General features: G+C 63.9%; 16 protein-coding genes and 1 pseudogene. 14 read left to right on the plus strand and 3 right to left on the minus strand.

Features of this window, described 5'->3' with window-relative positions:
* The first annotated feature begins 7 nt into the window (after positions 1-7).
* On the plus strand, positions 8-568 hold the full coding sequence (locus ACFPFW_RS16805) for a TetR/AcrR family transcriptional regulator (protein ID WP_114956300.1): 561 nt from the start codon (positions 8-10) through the stop codon (positions 566-568).
* Positions 569-652: 84 nt separating this feature from the next.
* Positions 653-1,459, plus strand: coding sequence for an SDR family NAD(P)-dependent oxidoreductase (locus tag ACFPFW_RS16810; protein ID WP_379771645.1), 807 nt, complete (start codon positions 653-655; stop codon positions 1,457-1,459).
* A gap of 37 nt (positions 1,460-1,496) precedes the next feature.
* On the opposite strand, the gene ACFPFW_RS16815 is transcribed toward ACFPFW_RS16810, so the two are convergent.
* Complete coding sequence (locus ACFPFW_RS16815) at positions 1,497-2,087, minus strand: TetR/AcrR family transcriptional regulator (protein ID WP_114956443.1); 591 nt, start codon at positions 2,085-2,087, stop codon at positions 1,497-1,499.
* Between the two features lie 72 nt (positions 2,088-2,159).
* Between ACFPFW_RS16815 and ACFPFW_RS16820 the strand changes: the two genes are divergently transcribed.
* From ACFPFW_RS16820 to ACFPFW_RS16855, 8 genes and pseudogenes are all read left to right on the plus strand, one after another.
* Entirely contained in the window at positions 2,160-3,437 is a 1,278-nt protein-coding gene (locus tag ACFPFW_RS16820; RefSeq protein WP_114956298.1) for an MFS transporter, read from the plus strand.
* 20 nt (positions 3,438-3,457) lie between these two features.
* A pseudogene (locus ACFPFW_RS16825) lies at positions 3,458-3,547 on the plus strand (SDR family oxidoreductase); the annotation flags it as partial.
* A gap of 81 nt (positions 3,548-3,628) precedes the next feature.
* A complete protein-coding gene (locus tag ACFPFW_RS16830; RefSeq protein ID WP_379771647.1) occupies positions 3,629-4,045 on the plus strand; it encodes a DUF4112 domain-containing protein in 417 nt (138 codons plus the stop codon).
* 99 nt (positions 4,046-4,144) lie between these two features.
* Positions 4,145-5,443 carry a hemolysin family protein gene (locus ACFPFW_RS16835; protein WP_162799618.1) on the plus strand — a complete coding sequence of 433 codons (1,299 nt, stop codon included), beginning with the start codon at positions 4,145-4,147 and terminating at the stop codon, positions 5,441-5,443.
* A gap of 193 nt (positions 5,444-5,636) precedes the next feature.
* A complete protein-coding gene (locus ACFPFW_RS16840) occupies positions 5,637-7,061 on the plus strand; it encodes a circularly permuted type 2 ATP-grasp protein (RefSeq protein WP_114956297.1) in 1,425 nt (474 codons plus the stop codon).
* Positions 7,062-7,077: 16 nt separating this feature from the next.
* Positions 7,078-8,022 (plus strand): alpha-E domain-containing protein, encoded by a 945-nt coding sequence (locus tag ACFPFW_RS16845; RefSeq protein WP_114956296.1) that lies wholly within the window; start codon positions 7,078-7,080, stop codon positions 8,020-8,022.
* A gap of 5 nt (positions 8,023-8,027) precedes the next feature.
* Positions 8,028-8,846, plus strand: a complete 819-nt coding sequence (locus tag ACFPFW_RS16850) for a transglutaminase family protein (RefSeq protein WP_114956295.1) — start codon at positions 8,028-8,030, stop codon at positions 8,844-8,846.
* 36 nt (positions 8,847-8,882) lie between these two features.
* Positions 8,883-9,629 carry a proteasome-type protease gene (locus ACFPFW_RS16855; protein WP_114956294.1) on the plus strand — a complete coding sequence of 249 codons (747 nt, stop codon included), beginning with the start codon at positions 8,883-8,885 and terminating at the stop codon, positions 9,627-9,629.
* 78 nt (positions 9,630-9,707) lie between these two features.
* On the opposite strand, the gene ACFPFW_RS16860 is transcribed toward ACFPFW_RS16855, so the two are convergent.
* Positions 9,708-10,562 (minus strand): alpha/beta hydrolase, encoded by an 855-nt coding sequence (locus ACFPFW_RS16860; protein WP_114956293.1) that lies wholly within the window; start codon positions 10,560-10,562, stop codon positions 9,708-9,710.
* Between the two features lie 110 nt (positions 10,563-10,672).
* On the opposite strand from ACFPFW_RS16860, the gene ACFPFW_RS16865 reads away from it, so the two are divergent.
* The 4 genes from ACFPFW_RS16865 (at position 10,673) to ACFPFW_RS16880 (ending at position 14,984) form a co-directional block, all read left to right on the plus strand.
* Positions 10,673-11,761 (plus strand): alkene reductase, encoded by a 1,089-nt coding sequence (locus tag ACFPFW_RS16865; protein ID WP_114956292.1) that lies wholly within the window; start codon positions 10,673-10,675, stop codon positions 11,759-11,761.
* Positions 11,762-11,763: 2 nt separating this feature from the next.
* A complete protein-coding gene (locus ACFPFW_RS16870; protein WP_114956291.1) occupies positions 11,764-12,060 on the plus strand; it encodes a DUF2293 domain-containing protein in 297 nt (98 codons plus the stop codon).
* A gap of 78 nt (positions 12,061-12,138) precedes the next feature.
* The gene (gene aptA / locus ACFPFW_RS16875; protein WP_114956440.1) at positions 12,139-13,473 is read left to right on the plus strand and encodes an omega-aminotransferase AptA; all 1,335 of its coding nucleotides are present in this window, start codon (positions 12,139-12,141) and stop codon (positions 13,471-13,473) included.
* 14 nt (positions 13,474-13,487) lie between these two features.
* Complete coding sequence (locus ACFPFW_RS16880) at positions 13,488-14,984, plus strand: CoA-acylating methylmalonate-semialdehyde dehydrogenase (protein ID WP_114956290.1); 1,497 nt, start codon at positions 13,488-13,490, stop codon at positions 14,982-14,984.
* On the opposite strand, the gene ACFPFW_RS16885 is transcribed toward ACFPFW_RS16880, so the two are convergent.
* Positions 14,985-17,381 (minus strand): AMP-binding protein, encoded by a 2,397-nt coding sequence (locus tag ACFPFW_RS16885; RefSeq protein WP_162799617.1) that lies wholly within the window; start codon positions 17,379-17,381, stop codon positions 14,985-14,987.
* Positions 17,382-17,522 lie beyond the last annotated feature (141 nt).

The raw sequence follows: 17,522 nt of genomic DNA on the forward strand, positions 1-17,522 counted from the left end.
TTGCATCATGCCGCGCGCATCGCGTGAAGACGCCGAAAGGCACCGGGAAGAAATCATCGACGCCGCCTCCCGCCTGTTTCGCGAAAAAGGAATCGAGGGCGTCAGCGTTCCGGAACTGATGGCGGCGGTCGGGCTGACCCATGGCGGGTTCTACAAGCAGTTCAAATCCAAGGATGCGCTGGCGGCCCTCGCCTTCGAGCGCGCATCGACCAAGATCGTCGGCGAACTGCGCGAGCGGATCGCGGCAGCCGCGGGGACGCTCGAGGCACGGCAGGTCTTTCTCGATGCCTACCTCGCGCCGGAGCATCGCGACAATCCGGCGATGGGATGCGTTCTGTCGTGCCTGGCCGGCGATCTCGGGCGCGACAGCGATCAGGGGCTCCGCGACGCCTTCATGCGCGGCATGGGGCGCATGATCGAGCGGCTGGAAGCGGTGGAGGATCCCGCGCCGCTCGCCACTCTGTCCACCCTGATTGGCGCGGTCGCGCTGTCGCGGGCGACGATGGGAACGCCTCTTTCCGACGAAATCCTCGACGCGGTGAAGGACTCGCTCAGCACGCAAAAATAATTTCGCGCCGCCCCTTGGCGTCAATAGATTATGACCATAATCTATCTTCAGTGCTGCTGAGGCAGCTGATTGATGGAGAGTGTCATGAGCGGTTCATCCAAGGGGAAAGTTGTTGTCACCGGCGCATCGGCCGGCATCGGTGCGGTCTATGCGGATCGCCTCGCCAAGCGGGGATATGATTTGGTTCTGGTCGCCCGCAACGAAGAGCGGCTGAAGGAGCTCGCCGCCCGTATCACAGCCGAGACCGGCCGCAAGGTCGAGGTCGTGAAGGCGGACCTGACGTCGAAGGCCGATACGGCGCGTGTCGAGGCGGTTCTCCGCAACGATCCGGATGTCACGGGCCTGGTCAACAACGCTGGCATGGGCGTACAGGGCACGATCCTGGAGGCCGATGTCGAAAAGCTCGACACCATGATCCAGTTGAACGTGACGGCCCCGACGCGCCTCGCTTCGGCGGCTGCCGCCGGCTTCGCCTCGCGAGGCAACGGCACGATCATCAATATTGCTTCCGTGCTCGCTCTCGCTCCTGAACTTTTCAACGGCGTCTACAGCGGTACCAAGGCCTACGTATTGAATCTCACGAAGTCGATGCAGCGCGAACTCGCCGACAAGGGCGTGCGTGTTCAGGCCGTGCTGCCGGGCGCGACCCGCACCGAGATCTGGGAACGCGCGGGCATCGATGTCGAGGAATTCCCGGCGGAAATGGTCATGGGCGTCGACGAGATGGTCGATGCGGCGCTCTCCGGCCTCGACCAGGGCGAACCGATCACCGTGCCGCCGCTGCCCGACATGAAGGATTGGGATGCCTATGAGGGCGCCCGTCTGGCGCTCCAGCCGAACCTGTCGCGTCAGCACGCGGCCGAGCGATATCGCTCGAAGCAGGCGGCGTAAGGATATTCAAAGGCCCGCTTCGGCGGGCCCTTCCATGTCAGCGGGCGGTGCTCGCCGCGATCAGGTGATCGGCGCATTCCGCCGCGGCGCTGGCGGGCCCTTCGCCATGGAAGAGCTGGCTCGTCGCGTAGCTGCCCTCGATCAGGAGCATCAGCCCGTCGCCGAGCCTTGCGGCATCCCGGGCGCCCATCTCGGTCGCCATCTGGCGAAGTTTCGCGCGGAGCGCCGTCTTGTTTGCCTCGGCGACCTTGCGGGCCGGGTGCTCGGCCTCGGGATATTCGACGGCGGCGTTCGTCAGCCCGCAACCGCGATAGGCCGGAAGGCGGGCACGCTCGCCCAGCCGCGTCAGGAATTCGACGATCTGCTTGCGCGGATCGCCCGGATGGGCATCCACCGCCTCGTTGAACTTCGCCCAGAATCGCGCGTCGTAGTCCTGCAGGTAGGCCACCGCGAGGTCATCTTTTGACTGGAAGCTGCGGTAGAGGCTCGGCTTGGTAACGCCCGCGCGGGAGACGATCTCCTCGACGCCGACCGCGCGAATTCCCAGGCGGTAGAACAGATCGCGCGCGGTTTCGCGGATCCGATCCTTGGCTCTCGGAGGCGGCGCATCAGGCGAGTTGATGGGCATGACCACAAACCGTGACTTGACAATGTTACCGACCGGTACGTAGTTGTTGGGCTCCACGTACCGGTCGGTAACATGCATATAGCTCGCCTCCGCGCCCTTGGCCAGAACTACGCCTTCATTGTCGTCGGCGTCATCTTCCTTTGCCTCCTCGTTTCGGCGGGCACGCGCGGAGCGCCGGGCGTTCTTCTGACGCCGCTTGAGCAGGCCTTCGGCTGGAGCAAGGCGACGGTCTCGCTGTCGGCCGCGATCGGCATTTTCCTCTATGGCCTCGTCGGTCCGTTCGCCGCCGCGCTGATGGACAAGGTCGGCATGAGGCGGACCCTCGTCGGCGCGCTGGCGCTGATGTCGGTCGCGACCGGGTCGAGCTATTTCATGACCGAGCCCTGGCATCTGGTCGCGACCTGGGGCGTGTTCTCGGGCCTCGGCTCGGGCTGTATCGCGGTGGTCCTCGCCGCGACGGTCTCCAACCGCTGGTTCGCCACCAATCGCGGCCTTGCGATGGGCGTGCTGACGGCCTCGACCGCCACCGGCACCCTGATCTTCGTCCCGGCGCTCGCCGCTCTCTCGGAGGCGTTCGGCTGGCAGGCGGTGGTTCTGGCCGTCGCGGTCGGTCCGCTGGTCCTGATCCCGCTCGTCCTCCTGCTTGTCCCCGAGCGGCCGTCCTCAATCGGTCTACGCCGTTATGGCGCGACCGAAGACGAGCCCGCGCCTGCACACAATGGCGAGGGACCGCTGCAACTGGCCATCGGCAGCCTCGTTCTAGCGTCGAAGACCAAGGTGTTCTGGCTCCTGTTCGCCACCTTCTTCGTCTGCGGCTTCACCACCAACGGCCTCGTCGGCACGCATCTGATCTCGCTCTGCATCGACCAGGGAATCCCGGAGGTCCGGGCTGCCGGCCTGCTCGCGCTGATGGGAATCTTCGATCTGATCGGAACCACGCTCTCGGGCTGGCTGACCGACCGCTACAATCCGCGCGTGCTCCTGTTCTTCTATTACGGCCTGCGCGGCCTTTCGCTGATGTATCTGCCGTTCTCGGACTTCTCGTTCTACAGCCTGACCTTCTTCGCGGTGTTCTATGGCCTCGACTGGATCGCGACCGTCCCGCCGACGCTTCGGCTGACCAATGAGGCGTTCGGAAACCGCATCGGCCCGGTCGTGTTCGGCTGGATCGTCGCCGGCCATCAGCTCGGTGGTGCGAGCGCGGCCTTCTTCGGCGGCTATATGCGGAGCGTACAGGGCGATTATTTCGCGGCCTTCTTCATCGCCGGCATGACCGGTCTCGTCGCTGCTGTTATCTCGCTGATGATCGGCCGCAAGCGCTCGGAAGCGCAGACGCTGCAGCCGGCCTGATCGGAGGCGGGATATCGGACAAGGTGATCGCGTCGCTCGCGTCGGATCGCGGCGGCAATATCACCGGCCAAAGCATCCGTATCGACGGCGGCATTACATATTCGGTCTGAATCCTTCTGGGCGGCAGCGCGTTACGTAGCGAAGGGATTGCGGCGTAGCCCGTGATCCCCACATACGCGCCGAAGGGATTCATGCCGATGACAACCGCGACCGCTGGCCGCAAATATCGTTCGTTCACCTCCCGCCCGATCAGCCATTCCGATCGCGTCGCCCGCCTGGAGCGGCTGGCCTGGATCATGGACGGCGCGATTGCTATCCCCGGCACCCGCATCCGCCTCGGCGCCGACGCTGCCATCGGTCTCGTTCCCGGCGTGGGCGACGTGCTCGCACAGGCCATCGCCGCTTACATGATCTATGAAGCGCACCGAATGGGTGTGCCGAAGCACAAGCTCCTGCGCATGGGCGGCAATATCGTCGCCGACATGGTGTTCGGCGCGATCCCCCTATTCGGCGACGTGTTCGACGTGTTCTGGCGCGCGAATAGCCGCAACCTGAAAATCCTGCGCGATCATATAGATCGTCAGGCTCCGGCACGGTCCGCCCGATAAGGCAGTCGAAGGTCTCGCATCATCGCGGCTCGCGAATTGGCGGCCTTTTCGCTAGAAGGAATGCGATACTGCCTTCGATCACCCCGAAAACAGGACCCAATGCCCGTCTTTGAAATTGCGATCATCCTGTTCCTCATCATCCTGAATGGCTTCTTCGCGATGTCGGAACTGGCGGTCGTTTCTGCCCGTCACGCACGTCTGCAGGCGCTGGCGAGGGACGGCAATCAGAAGGCGCAGCGGGCCATCAAGCTGGCTGAGGATCCGAGCCGGTTCCTGTCTGCGGTGCAGATCGGCATCACCCTGATCGGCATCCTGACCGGCGCCTTCGGCGGCGCGACCATCGCCGAGCGGCTCGGCGAATGGCTGGGGACGATCCCGGCGATCGCCCCCTACGGCAATCCGATCGCCGTGGCGGTCGTGGTTATCGCGATCACCTATTTGTCGCTGATCCTCGGCGAGCTCGTGCCGAAGCGCATAGCGCTCTCGGCGCCGGAGCGCATCGCCATGATGGTCTCGGGCCCGCTGCTCGTCCTGTCGTCGGTCGCGAAGCCGTTCGTCTCCCTGCTCAGCGTTTCCGGCAGTCTTGTCCTCGCGGTGCTGCGCATCCGCGAGAGCGACAAGGACCACGTGACGGAAGAAGAAGTCCGCACCGTCATCGCTGAGGGCACGGCCTCGGGCGTCATCGACCCTGTCGAGCACAAGATGCTCGAGGGGGTGCTCCGCCTCGCAGATCGGCCGGTGGCCGCGATCATGGTCCCTCGCCCTGACATCGCCTGGATCGACCTCGATGACAGCGAGGAGGATATCCGCAAGGAGCTGATGACCGGCTCCGCATCGCGGATCATCGTGGCGCGCGGCGGCAATGTCGATGAGCCGCTCGGCATCGTCCGCAAGAAGGATCTTCTCGCTCAGATGATGCGCGGCGAGCCGATGAACATCGAAGCGGTGATGCTGCAGCCGGTCTATGTGCCGGAAGGAATTTCGGTCCTTCGTCTGCTGAACATGTTTAAGACCTACCCGGCGCATATCGCTCTTGTGGTCGATGAGTTCGGTTCGCTCGAAGGCCTCGTCACGCCGACCGACGTGCTTGAGGCGATCGCCGGAGATCTGGCAACCGCGACGCCTGACGAGTTCCGCGAGATATTCCCCCGCGAGGACGGGTCGTTCCTCGTCGATGGCGCGACCTCGGTGGATGATCTAGAGCAATCGCTCGGCATCAAGGTCGGCGAGGACGAGGACTTTCACACGGCGGCGGGTCTCGTTCTATCGGTCCTCGGGCGTATTCCATCGACCGGTGACCGGCTGCGGGTCCAGAACTGGACGGTCGAGGTCGTCGATATGGACGGACGTCGCATCGACAAGCTGCTCTTCACCCCTGCGGAACCCGCCGAGCAGTAACAGAATTGCTCAGATTGTAGGCAAATGCTGCGCGGTTGGGCCGTTCCTGCCGCCTCAATCTGCTTGTGCTCAAATAAGAGCCTTCTAAGCTGAAGCCAATGTTCCTGTACGGCCGGATGCCGGTGAGCGTCGACATCATCAAGTTTCCCTTCCCCGAGATTGCTGGCGGCCTTGCGCCGGATGGGCGGACTCCATGAGCAGCCCACATTTCGACGAGATGTCCAGCAGCGCCAACGGCGGCTGTCGGGACGCTTACAAAATCTTCAAGAACTGGCTGAAGGACGCGCCTCCCGCTCTCCTCGAAGGGCGCAGGGAAGAGGCGGAATTGTTGTTCCGCAAGGTAGGCATCACCTTCGCGGTCTATGGCGACAATGAGGGTGAGGAGCGGCTGATCCCGTTCGACATCGTGCCCCGCATCATCGCTGCGGTCGAATGGGCGAAGCTTTCTCGTGGTCTCGAACAGCGCGTCCGGGCGCTGAACATGTTCCTCAAGGACATTTACGGCCAGCAGGAGATCCTGCGTGCCGGGATCGTTCCCGAGGACCTCGTCTACCAAAATCCCTACTACAGGCCGCAGATGAGCGGCATCGACCTGCCAGGTGGAGTCCACGTGCAGGTCGCAGGCATCGATATCGTCCGTACCGACGACCAAGACTTCTATGTTCTGGAGGATAATCTCCGTACTCCGTCCGGCGTGTCCTACATGCTGGAAGGCCGCGAGATCATGATGCGGCTGTTCCCCGATCTGGTGGCGCAGCAGCGCATCCTGCCGATCGACAATTACGCCAACGAACTGCTCAACACGCTGAAGTCGATGGCGCCGAACGGCACCAAGGCCGATCCGACCGTCGTCGTGCTGACGCCCGGCCAGTACAACAGCGCCTATTACGAGCACTCCTTCCTGGCTGACCGGCTTGGCGTGCGCCTCGTCGAGGGTCGCGACCTCATGGTCCGTGACGACATCGTCTACATGCGCACGACGCAGGGGCCGCAGCGCGTCGACGTCATCTATAGCCGCATCGACGACGACTTCCTCGATCCGCTGATGTTCCGACCGGATTCGGCGCTCGGCGCTCCCGGTTTGATCGGGTCGATGCGCGCCGGCAATGTCGCGATCTGCAACGCTCCCGGCACCGGCGTCGCTGACGACAAGGCGATCTATTCGTACATACCCGACGTCGTGAAGTTCTACCTCGGCGAGGAGCCGATCCTGAAGAACGTCCCAACCTGGCGCTGCCGCGAGGACGAGGGCCTCGCCTATGTCATCGACCGGCTGGACGAACTCGTGGTGAAGGAAGTCCACGGCTCCGGCGGCTACGGCATGCTGGTCGGACCCCACGCGACCAGGGAGGCGCGCGAGGACTTCAGGAAGCGCATTCTCGCCAAACCCGCGAACTACATCGCCCAGCCGACGCTGTCGCTGTCCACCTGCCCGGTCCTGGCGAATGGCGGACTCGAACCGCGCCATGTCGATCTGCGCCCCTTTGTTCTCACCGGTACACAGGGAATACGCATTGTGCCGGGCGGCCTGACCCGCGTCGCGCTCAAACCCGGCTCGCTGGTGGTCAATTCCAGCCAGGGCGGCGGAACAAAGGACACCTGGGTGCTCAGCGAATGAATTTCGAGGTCTTCTTGTGCTGAGCCGCGACGCCGAAAGCCTCTACTGGCTTGCCCGCTATGTTGAGCGCGCGGAGAACACCGCACGCATCCTCGACGTTGCCTACCGGCTGTCGTCGATGCCGGTCTCGTACGGCCACGACCACACCAATGAATGGGAATCCGCGCTGCTCACCGCGAGCGCCTATGATCAGTTCAAGGCGGTCTACAGCGAGGTGACGCCGGAGAACGTCATCGAATTCCTTGCGGTTTCCGATGCGAACCCATCCAGCATCCGCGCCTGCCTCGAAACCGCCCGCCACAATGCGCGTTCGATCCGCGGCTCGCTGACCTCCGAGATGTGGGAGGCGATCAACGGCGCCTGGCTCGACATGCGGAAGTTCAAGCCGAAGGACTTCCGGCTCGAGGAACTGCCGACCTTCCTGAACTGGGTGAAGGAGGCCTCGCTCCGCTTCGATGGCTCGGCCGCGCGGACCATGCTCCGCAACGACGCGTTCTGGTTCTCCCGTATCGGCGTCTACATCGAGCGGGCCGACAACACCGCCCGTGTGCTCGACGTGAAGTACCACGTGCTCCTGCCCCGGGAGGCCGAGGTTGGCGGCGGCATCGACTATTACCAATGGGCCGCGATCCTGCGCTCGGTCTCGGCGCTGGTCAGCTATCAATGGGTCTATCACCAGAACCTGAAGCCCTGGCTGGTCGCCGATTTCCTGATCCTGAAGGAGCAGATGCCGCGCTCGCTGGCGGCCTGCTATGCGGAGCTGACGCGCCACCTCGACAACATCTCGAACGATTATGGCCGCGCGGGCCCCTCGCAGCGTCTGGCCCGCCAGGTTTATTCACGTCTCGGTAACGGCCGCATCGAAGACATCTTCCAGGGCGGCTTGCACGAGTTCATCAAGGCTTTCATAGAAGACAACAACAGGCTCGGTAACGCCGTCGCCGACCAATATCTTCTGTGATTCCAATGCGCATCCGGATCGCCCACGACACCGTCTACCGTTACGGCGCGCCCATAAAGTCGGCGATCCAGCTGCTGCGCCTCACGCCGCGCAATCACCACGGACAGTTCGTTGCCGATTGGCAGATCCACCTCCAGACCGAAGCGCGGATGACCCGCCGTGACGATTGGTTCGGCAACATCACGCATAGCCTGACGATCGACGGGCCGCTGACCGAGATCCATGTCCGGGTCGAAGGCGCCGTCGAGACCGATGACCAGGCCGGTGTGGTTCGCGGCACCGTCGAGCGCTTTCCGCCCGCACTGTTTCTTCGCCCGACCAATCTGAGCGCGGCGGACCCGGCGATCGTCGATTTCGCGCAGGCGACCGCGGCCGGCTCCGAAAATCCGCTGAATCGCATGCATGCCCTGATGCACGCGATCCACGATCTCGTGACCTTCGACACCGGCGCCACTGTCGTCACGACGACCGGGGCAGAGGCGTTCGCAGCCGGTCATGGGGTCTGTCAGGACCTGGCTCATATCTTCATCGGAGCCGCGCGGGCTGTCGGCATTCCGGCGCGTTACGTGTCCGGCTATCTCTACAAGCCGGGCGATGCGCAGCAGGATGCGAGCCATGCCTGGGCCGAGGCCTATATCAAGGATCTCGGCTGGGTCAGCTTCGACCCGGCGAATGCGATCTGCGCCACAGAGGGCTATGTGCGCGTCGCCGTCGGCCTCGATTATCTCGACGCGGCGCCGATCCGCGGCTCATTCTATGGCGGTTCGACGGAGAGCATGGACGTTCGTCTGAGGATCGACGACGCCCGACAGGCGCAAGCCTGATAAAACATGAACAACAGGGGCTTGGGGGCGCCGGCAATGACCTATTGCGTGGGAATTCTGGTCTCGGGCGGCCTCGTCATGATCGCCGACACGCGGACCAACGCGGGCATCGACAACATCGCGACGTTCCGCAAGCTGCATGTGTTCGAGACGCCGGGCGAACGCGTCATCGGTGTCGCGACCAGCGGCAATCTCTCTATCAGCCAGTCGGTTCTGGCCTTACTCCAGGAAGGCATCCTCAATCAGGAGACAGGCCAGATCGAGAACCTGATGAACGTGCAGAGCATGTTCCAGGCGGCTCACCTCGTCGGCCGGGCGATGCGGCGCGTCTACGAGATGGATGGCCAGGCGCTCGAGCAGCACGGGCTGACCTTCGACATGAAGGTGCTGCTCGGCGGTCAGATCGGCGATGCGCCGATGCGGCTCTATCACATCTATTCCGAGGGCAATTCGATCGAGGCGACGCCGGATACGCCCTATCTGCAGATCGGCGAGCCGAAATACGGCAAGCCGATCCTCGACCGCGCGATCTCGCACGATGTCGAGGTGCGCGACGCGCTGAAGATCGGGCTCATCTCGATGGATTCGACGCTCCAGTCGAACTTGAGTGTCGGCCTGCCGATCGATGTGCTCGTGGTTCGGCGCGATGAACTGGAGGCGGCCGTCTCGCACCGGATCGGCGATGACGACGCCTATTTCCGCGATCTGCGCGACCGCTGGTCGAAGGCCCTCCGGGCCGCGCACCAGTCGATCCCGCATCCGCCTTACGCGGAGCTGCTGTAGTGACGTCGTCCTCCGGCTTGACCGGAGGACCCATAGGGCGCTGACAATGCATCCTCCGGTCAAGCCGGAGGATGCCGACTATCCGGATCGCTCTCTTACGAAGCGCGCCACTTGATCGGCGATCGGGATGCGCTTTTGCAGCGGGCCCACGAACGCCAGCGCGGGCCCGAGATGGCCGAGCTTCGGATAGACGATCTCCTCGGCGAACCCGCCCTCGTCGCGGACTCGTCTTGCGAACCGTGCCGTATTGCCGGGATCGACGCGGATGTCCTGTCCACCCGTGATCAGTAAGGAGGGCGGCGCGGCGCTCGTGACGAAATTGATCGGATGCGTGTCCGACCGGTCGTCGCCCCCGAAGATCGTGATCAGCACATCCTCGGTGAGCCGGCCGAAATCATACGGGCCGGAAAGCCCGATCAGTCCGCGTATGTCGCGCACCGGGTCCAGCTTGGACGGTTTCAGCCATTTCGGATCGAGCGCGATCATCGCTGCGTTATAGGCGCCGGCGGAATGGCCCATCAGGAACAGCTTCTCCGGATCGCCTCCGTAAGCGGCGATGTTGGCCTTTGCCCACGCGAAGGCCGAGGCGCAATCCTCGACGAAGGCGGGAAAGCGGACTTTGGGGTAGAGCCGATAATCGGCGATGACGCTGACGATCCCGCGTGCCGCCATCGCGTGGCCGAGCGCCCGGTAGAACTGGCGGGCGCCGGTCTGCCAGGAGCCACCGTAGAAGAAGACGACAACGGGAGCCTTGTCCGCGTTCTGGGGTGAATAGACGTCGAGCTTGTGTCGGCCGTCCGGTCCATAGGCGATCCCAGGCACGGAAATCGCACCGCCGCTCGGGGTGATCGCGGCGAGAAGAGGCGTGCGGGCCGCGAACCGGGTCACGGCGAGAGCGGCACGGGCGAACAGAGGATTCAACGAGAGAGCCATGCGAGTCGCGATCTTCAGGTATTTCGAGTTTAATCGAACTATTCTGTCGCAGGGGATTGCCGCGAGCGGAGCCGGCCCTCATGTCTAGCACCCACTCCTGAGGAAATTCCATGTCTGACGATCCGCTTTTCCAGCCGGCCCAGGTCGGCGACATCTCCGTGAAGAATCGTATCGTAATGGCGCCGCTGACCCGCAGCCGCGCCGCGGCCCGCGAAGTGCCGAGCGATCTCGCTCCAACCTATTATCGCCAGCGCGCCGGTGCAGGCCTTATCGTCACCGAAGGCACGCAGATCCGCCCGGACGGACAAGGCTATGTCTCGACACCCGGCATCTATTCGCCCGCTCAGCTCGACGGCTGGAAGAAGGTGACCGACGCCGTGCATGAGGCGGGCGGCAGGATCGTCGCCCAGATCTGGCATGTCGGCCGCATCTCGCATCCGGATCTGATCGGCGGCGCCCAACCCGTTGCTCCTTCCGCGATCCGCGCCAATTCCAAGACCTTCCTGCCGAACGGCGATTTCGGCCCGGTCGGTGAGCCCCGTGCTCTCACGCTCGACGACATCAAGGCGGTCGTCGAGGATTTCGGTAGGGCAGCGAAGAATGCAGTGTCTGCCGGCTTCGACGGTGTCGAGATCCATGGGGCCAACGGCTATCTGATCGACCAGTTCCTGAAGGACGGCGCCAACAAGCGCACTGACGAATATGGCGGTCCGATCGAGAACCGTGTGCGCTTCATGACAGAGGTCGTCGACGCCACGGTCGTGGCAATCGGCGCCGGCCGTGTCGGTATCCGTCTGTCGCCGGTCACGCCGTCGAACGACATTTCGGAATCGAATCCGCAGCCGTTGTTCGATCTTGCGGTCTCGGAGCTGTCCAGGCGCAAGATCGCCTTCATCCACATGGTCGAAGGCGCCACGCAGGGGCCGCGCGATATCGTCCCGGATTTCGATTTCGCCAAGCTTCGCAATCTGTTCGGCGGTACGTACATCGCCAATAACGGCTACAACGGCGAATTCGCCCGTGAGCGTGTCGCGAACGGCGAGGTCGATCTCGTGGCCTTCGGCCGCTATTTCATCTCGAATCCGGACCTCGTCGAGCGTATCCGCCGGAATGCACCGTTCGCCGAGCCTGACCGCGCGACCTTCTACGGCGGCGGTGAGAAGGGCTACACCGACTACCCGACACTCGAAGTGGCGTAATCATGACCCGGCGCGAGGAGCTCGAAGCCGCTTTGCGGCACCTCGCGCCGGATATTCCCCCGCATGAGTTCGACGCGGTCGTCGACCACGCCATGTCGAGTCCCGGCCTTCGCGCGTCGAACCCAGAAACCGCGCTCTGGCTGTCGATGACGGCCTATATCCGTCACACTTTCACCGACTATGACGCGCTTCTCGGCGACGGCTACGATCGCGCCAGCGCGCGGCATTTCGTGATCGACAATACCAACGAGATTTTGGCAGGCTGGGGCGTCAAGCGTCGCGTGGCGGACACCGAATAAGCCGAAAAGAAAACGTCCTTTGCCTTGTCCGGTCGCCGGAAAGGCAGCATGCTCCGCGTCCCCTATGAGACAGAGCCCATGACAATTTCAGCTGCGACCAAGAACGAGCTCGATCTTTCGAACTACTGGATGCCCTTCACCGCGAACCGCCAGTTCAAGGCCGCGCCGCGTATTCTCGCCGCGGCCGAGGGTATGCATTACACGACGGACGATGGTCGCAAGCTGATCGATTCCTCCGCCGGCCTCTGGTGCGTGAACGCCGGCCATAGCCGCAAGGAAATCGCCGACGCCGTTCATCGTCAGCTGCTGACACTCGACTACGCCCCGCCGTTCCAGATGGGCCAGCCGGGCGCGTTCGATTTCGCCGCGAGGGTCGCTCGTCTCGCGCCTCAGGGCCTCGACCGGATATTCTTCACGAATTCCGGTTCGGAGGCGGTCGACACGGCGCTGAAGATCGCGCTGGCCTATCATAAGGCGAAAGGGGATGCCGGCCGCACCAAGTTCATCGGCCGCGAGAAGGGTTATAATGGTGTCGGTTTCGGCGGCATCGCCGTTGGCGGTCTCGTCAACAACCGTCGACAGTTCGCGGGACAGCTTCTGCCCGCCGTCGACCACCTGCCGCACACTTTCGATCTTGCGAAGAATGCCTTCAGCCGCGGTCAGCCGGAGCACGGCGTGGACAAGGCGGAGGCGCTGGAAGCTATCGTTGCGCTGCACGGAGCGGATACGATCGCGGCGGTCATCGTCGAGCCGGTCGCGGGTTCTGCCGGGGTGCTTCCGCCGCCGAAGGGCTATCTCGAGAAGCTTCGCGAGATCACCTCGAAACACGGCATCCTGCTGATCTTCGACGAAGTCATCACCGGCTTCGGCCGCCTCGGCGCGCCGTTTGCTTCGACCTATTTCGGCGTCACGCCCGATCTCTTCACCGCCGCCAAGGGCATCACCAATGGCGTCGTGCCGATGGGCGCGGTGTTCGCGAGCCGGGCGGTCCACGACGCGTTGATGGTCGGGCCCGAGAGCGCAATGGAGCTGTTCCACGGCTACACCTATTCCGGCCATCCCGTGGCCTGCGCGGCCGGGATGGCGACGCTCGACATCTACGAGCGCGAGGGCCTCCTGACGCGTGGTGCAAAGCTTGCCCCGCATCTCGAAGAGGCGGTGCACAGTCTGAAGGGCAAGCCGAACGTCATAGACATCCGTAATATCGGCATGATGGCCGCGATCGAGCTCGCTCCGCGGGCTGACGGCGTCGGCAAACGGGGTTATGACCTGATGGTCGATTGCTTCAAGAACGGGCTTCTTATCCGCGTTTCGGGAGACATCATCGCGATGTCGCCGCCGTTGATTGCAGAGACCCCGCATATCGACGAGATCATCGAGAAGCTCGGCGCGGCGCTGGACCGCCTCGCCTGACAGGACCCAAGTTCATGAAAACCTATGGTCATTTCATTGGCGGCCGGCACGTTCCCGGACGCTCCGGCGCGTTCGGTGACGTCTACTGGCCGATGACCGGCGAGGTCGCGGCCAAGGTCGCCCTCGCCAATCAGGCCGATGTTCGCGAGGCGATCGAGAACGCCAAGGCGGCGCAGCCTGCCTGGGCCGCGACCAATCCGCAGCGCCGTTCGCGCGTGCTGATGCGCTTTCTCGATATCGCCAATCGCGAGATCGACAGCCTGACCGATCTCCTCGCCCGCGAGCACGGCAAGGTCTTGGCCGACGCCAAGGGCGACATCCAGCGCGGCCTCGAAGTGATCGAGTTCGCCTGTGGTGCGCCGCATCTTCTGAAGGGAGAGTTCACCGAGGGCGCTGGTCCCGGCATCGACGTCTATTCGATGCGCCAGCCGCTCGGCATCGTCGCCGGCATCACGCCGTTCAACTTCCCGGCCATGATCCCGATGTGGAAGTTCGGGCCTGCCATCGCCTGCGGCAACGCCTTCATCCTGAAGCCGTCCGAGCGCGATCCCGGAGTGCCGCTTCGCCTTGCCGAACTGATGATGGAAGCGGGCCTCCCTGCCGGCATCCTCAATGTCGTCAACGGCGGCAAGGAAGCGGTCGATGCGCTGCTCGACGATCCGGACGTTTCCGGCATCGGCTTCGTCGGCTCGTCCGATATCGCGCAATACGTCTATGGACGCGGCGCGGCGCATGGAAAGCGTGTCCACGCCTTCGGCGGTGCCAAGAACCATATGATCGTGATGCCCGACGCCGACATGAACCAGGCGGTCGACGCGATCATGGGCGCGGCCTACGGCTCGGCTGGCGAACGCTGCATGGCGATCTCGGTCGCGGTGCCGGTCGGCCCGGTCGCGGCGGAGAAGTTCCTCGACAAGCTCGTTCCGCGCGTCGAAAGCCTGAAGATCGGTCCGTCGACCGACGCCCAGGCCGACATGGGGCCGCTCGTCACCCGCGCGCACATGGAAAAAGTCCGCGGCTATGTCGATCGCGGCGTCGAGGAGGGCGCGAAGCTTCTCGTCGACGGCCGTAACTTCAAGATGCAGGGCTACGAGGACGGCTTCTATCTCGGCGGCTGTCTGTTCGACGAGGTGACGCCGGACATGGACATCTATAAGGCCGAGATCTTCGGGCCTGTGCTCTCCGTCGTCCGCGCCCACGACTACGACGAGGCGCTTCGCCTGCCGTCGGAGAACGAATACGGCAACGGTGTCGCGATTTTCACTCGCGACGGCGACGCGGCACGCGATTTCGCGTCCAAGGTCAATGTCGGCATGGTCGGCGTGAACGTGCCGCTGCCGGTGCCGCTTGCCTATTACACATTCGGCGGCTGGAAGCGTTCCGGCTTCGGCGATCTCAACCAGCATGGCCCGGACGCCTTCAAATTCTATACGAAGATGAAGACCGTCACCGCGCGCTGGCCGTCCGGAGTCAAGGAAGGCGCCCAGTTCTCCATGCCGACGATGGATTGATCAGGGCACGGCCGGACCCAGAGATTCGGGTTCGGCCGCCTCCCGCCGCCGTTTCGCCGAGATGCGCGCGAGGCTGATTTGCAGCCGGTAGGCGGCGACGCCGAGAGCCACTCCCGATCCGAAATTAATTACGGTCTGCAGGCCGCGCGGAACGTCGAGTTCGTCAGTCAGAAAATGCGGCGCGATGTTGTGGAACAGGTAGATGTGGTAGCTCGCCGCGCCGATCGCGATCAGCGCCGAGGTGGCCCGCCACGGCATCCGGATGCGCGGCACCCAAAGCAGCAGTGCCCCCGTCCCGAGCACGCAGGCGAGCTTGATCTGCAGGAAATCGTAGCGCGGCGGATCGGCGATCGGGAAGACCATGAGGCCGAGCAGGCTGAGAGCGATCTTCTGTCGGACCGTCTTGGCGAAATAGATGCACCAGCCGAAGGCGAAGATGTAGATCACCGCGGGCGTCGCGAAGACGCGCAGCGAATCGCCGGCCCAGACCGTCCGGATAGTCCAGCGTGAGGTGAGCGCGGCTCCCAGCAAAACCAGGCCGAAGGCCAGAGGGTCCCGTGCCGCCCAGCGCCGGACTGCGGGTATCATGAACAGGATCGCGAAACCCACGACGATTTGCGCATAGGCTTCCACGAACCAGTAGATGACGTGGAACGTGCCTGCCGGCGTGTAGCCACCGATACCGAGATTGCCGACCAGCAGCCATTTCTGCCACGGCACATTGCCCTCGATGCTGGCGAACAGCGCGAGCACCGCGAAATAGGGAATGGCGTTCCGGAGCAGCGTGGCGAGCATCGGTCGGATGCGCCCGGCAAAGAGGTTCACGCCTTGAAAGCGGGCGAGGCTGTAGCCCGCGAGAAGCAGCATCATCGCCGCCCCGCCGACATATGGCCCTTGGGACGCGTGGTGCAGGACGACGAAAAGCGCCGCCGGACCGCGCAATGCGAGATGGGTATCGAGCGCAGCGGTATTCGGCGCTTCCTTGTCGACGGTCAACGCCGAGATCGGCCGCTGTTCCCATCCTTCGGGCAGGCGACCGAGCAATTCCTCTAGCGTCATCGACAACTGGACGAAGGCCAACGAGTCGCCGCCGAGAGAGACGAAGCTGTCCGCCGGCCTTACGGGGCGCGGATAGAACACCTCCTCGAATGCCGCGAGAACGCCCGTGGGCATGCGGCGGCCACGACCGAGACGCTCGAACGCACGTTCGCGCAACACCGGGACATCGATCTTTCCCGAGGAAAAGCGCGGGATGTCGGCGATCGTCACGCTTTCCGCATGCCCGCGCGGCAGGCCGGTCGCGAACATCAGTGCATCGCGCGCATCGCGTTCCCGATCCTCGTCGGAGACGACCGCGACCATGATCGTATCGTCGCCGACGACCACCGCTTCGACACCTTCGGCGGCCAGTTTCCGCTCAGCGTCCTCGTGGCCGAGGCGAAGGCCGGCAATCTTCGAGAAGCGACTTTTGCGGCCCGTGATGCGGAACGAACCGCCCGTCGCACGCTCTGCGAGATCGCCGGTTCTGAGGAACTCAACCTCGTCTCCGCGTGCGAGGTCGGACGCGGTTTCGGCATAGCCCATCATTACGTTCGGGCCGCGATAGACGAGTTCGCCATCGTCCAGGGAAAGATTCCCGCCCGGCACTGCTTCGCCGATTTCCTCTGGAAACGCCTTCGCCCGGTCGGGCGGCAGGATCGCGATGCGCGCGGTCGCCTCGGTCTGGCCGTACATTGCGAAGAAGCGGCCGCCGCGCCGCTCCATAAAATCCGCATAGGTGCGGACCAGGTCCGGCGGAAGGCGTCCGCCCGCCGAGGTCATCATACGCAGGCTGTCCGGAGTCCGCTCTCGAAGGCCGATACGTTCATAGAGATCGTAGCTGTAGGGAACGCCGGACAGGTTTGTGCATCCGTCGATGGCATCGACGAATCCGGGATCCAGCACCGGCGTGGCGACGAGCTTGACGCTTCCGCCGACAAACAGGTGCGAATTCAGGATCGACAGACCGTAGGAATAGTGGAGCGGCAGCGTCAGCGCTCCGCGATCGCCGGATGTCAGGCCGAGTGCCGCGACGATCGACCTGGCATTCGCCTCGATGTTGCGGCGCGAGAGTCGGACCAGCCGCCCGGTGCCGCTCGTGCCGGACGTCGTCATCAGTAAAGCGAGGTCGGGATGAAGGTCCGGCCCGCGTGCCGCGATGCGGGTCGGTTCGCCGTTCCGCATCACGATCTGCGGCCGGAATGCGTCGACCAATTCGTCGGAGCGGCTGCATCCGGGCTGGACGAGGATCGCCGGATGGCCGCCCGAAAGCGCTGCGAGATAGGCCGTTATCGAGGGAATGTCCTGGCCGAATTCGAGAAGGATCAGCCGGCGTTCGGCGCCAAGCCTCGACCTCATGGCCATGACCTTCCCGGCCAGCTCGCTGTAAGAGATCGTCCGCCCAGCCTTTTCAATCAAGACTGGAAGTGTTCTAAACTGTTGAAGCTGCTCGATAATCTGCACGCACCGCTCCTCGGTCGAGCCTTAGAACGGAATGTC

Origin of the sequence: Flaviflagellibacter deserti (genome assembly GCF_042652085.1) — a bacterium.
In the GTDB taxonomy this organism is placed as follows: Bacteria; Pseudomonadota; Alphaproteobacteria; order Rhizobiales; family Methylopilaceae; genus Flaviflagellibacter; species Flaviflagellibacter deserti.

Excerpts from the sequence above, each read along its gene's own strand:
- ACFPFW_RS16805 (WP_114956300.1), top strand. The coding sequence starts at position 8 with ATGCCGCGCGCATCGCGTGAAGACGCCGAAAGGCACCGGGAAGAAATC.
- ACFPFW_RS16810 (WP_379771645.1), top strand. The coding sequence starts at position 653 with ATGAGCGGTTCATCCAAGGGGAAAGTTGTTGTCACCGGCGCATCGGCC.
- ACFPFW_RS16815 (WP_114956443.1), bottom strand. The coding sequence starts at position 2,087 with ATGCCCATCAACTCGCCTGATGCGCCGCCTCCGAGAGCCAAGGATCGG.
- ACFPFW_RS16820 (WP_114956298.1), top strand. The coding sequence starts at position 2,160 with ATGCATATAGCTCGCCTCCGCGCCCTTGGCCAGAACTACGCCTTCATT.
- ACFPFW_RS16830 (WP_379771647.1), top strand. The coding sequence starts at position 3,629 with ATGCCGATGACAACCGCGACCGCTGGCCGCAAATATCGTTCGTTCACC.
- ACFPFW_RS16835 (WP_162799618.1), top strand. The coding sequence starts at position 4,145 with ATGCCCGTCTTTGAAATTGCGATCATCCTGTTCCTCATCATCCTGAAT.
- ACFPFW_RS16840 (WP_114956297.1), top strand. The coding sequence starts at position 5,637 with ATGAGCAGCCCACATTTCGACGAGATGTCCAGCAGCGCCAACGGCGGC.
- ACFPFW_RS16850 (WP_114956295.1), top strand. The coding sequence starts at position 8,028 with ATGCGCATCCGGATCGCCCACGACACCGTCTACCGTTACGGCGCGCCC.
- ACFPFW_RS16855 (WP_114956294.1), top strand. The coding sequence starts at position 8,883 with ATGACCTATTGCGTGGGAATTCTGGTCTCGGGCGGCCTCGTCATGATC.
- ACFPFW_RS16860 (WP_114956293.1), bottom strand. The coding sequence starts at position 10,562 with ATGGCTCTCTCGTTGAATCCTCTGTTCGCCCGTGCCGCTCTCGCCGTG.
- ACFPFW_RS16865 (WP_114956292.1), top strand. The coding sequence starts at position 10,673 with ATGTCTGACGATCCGCTTTTCCAGCCGGCCCAGGTCGGCGACATCTCC.
- ACFPFW_RS16870 (WP_114956291.1), top strand. The coding sequence starts at position 11,764 with ATGACCCGGCGCGAGGAGCTCGAAGCCGCTTTGCGGCACCTCGCGCCG.
- aptA (WP_114956440.1), top strand. The coding sequence starts at position 12,139 with ATGACAATTTCAGCTGCGACCAAGAACGAGCTCGATCTTTCGAACTAC.
- ACFPFW_RS16880 (WP_114956290.1), top strand. The coding sequence starts at position 13,488 with ATGAAAACCTATGGTCATTTCATTGGCGGCCGGCACGTTCCCGGACGC.
- ACFPFW_RS16885 (WP_162799617.1), bottom strand. The coding sequence starts at position 17,381 with ATGAGGTCGAGGCTTGGCGCCGAACGCCGGCTGATCCTTCTCGAATTC.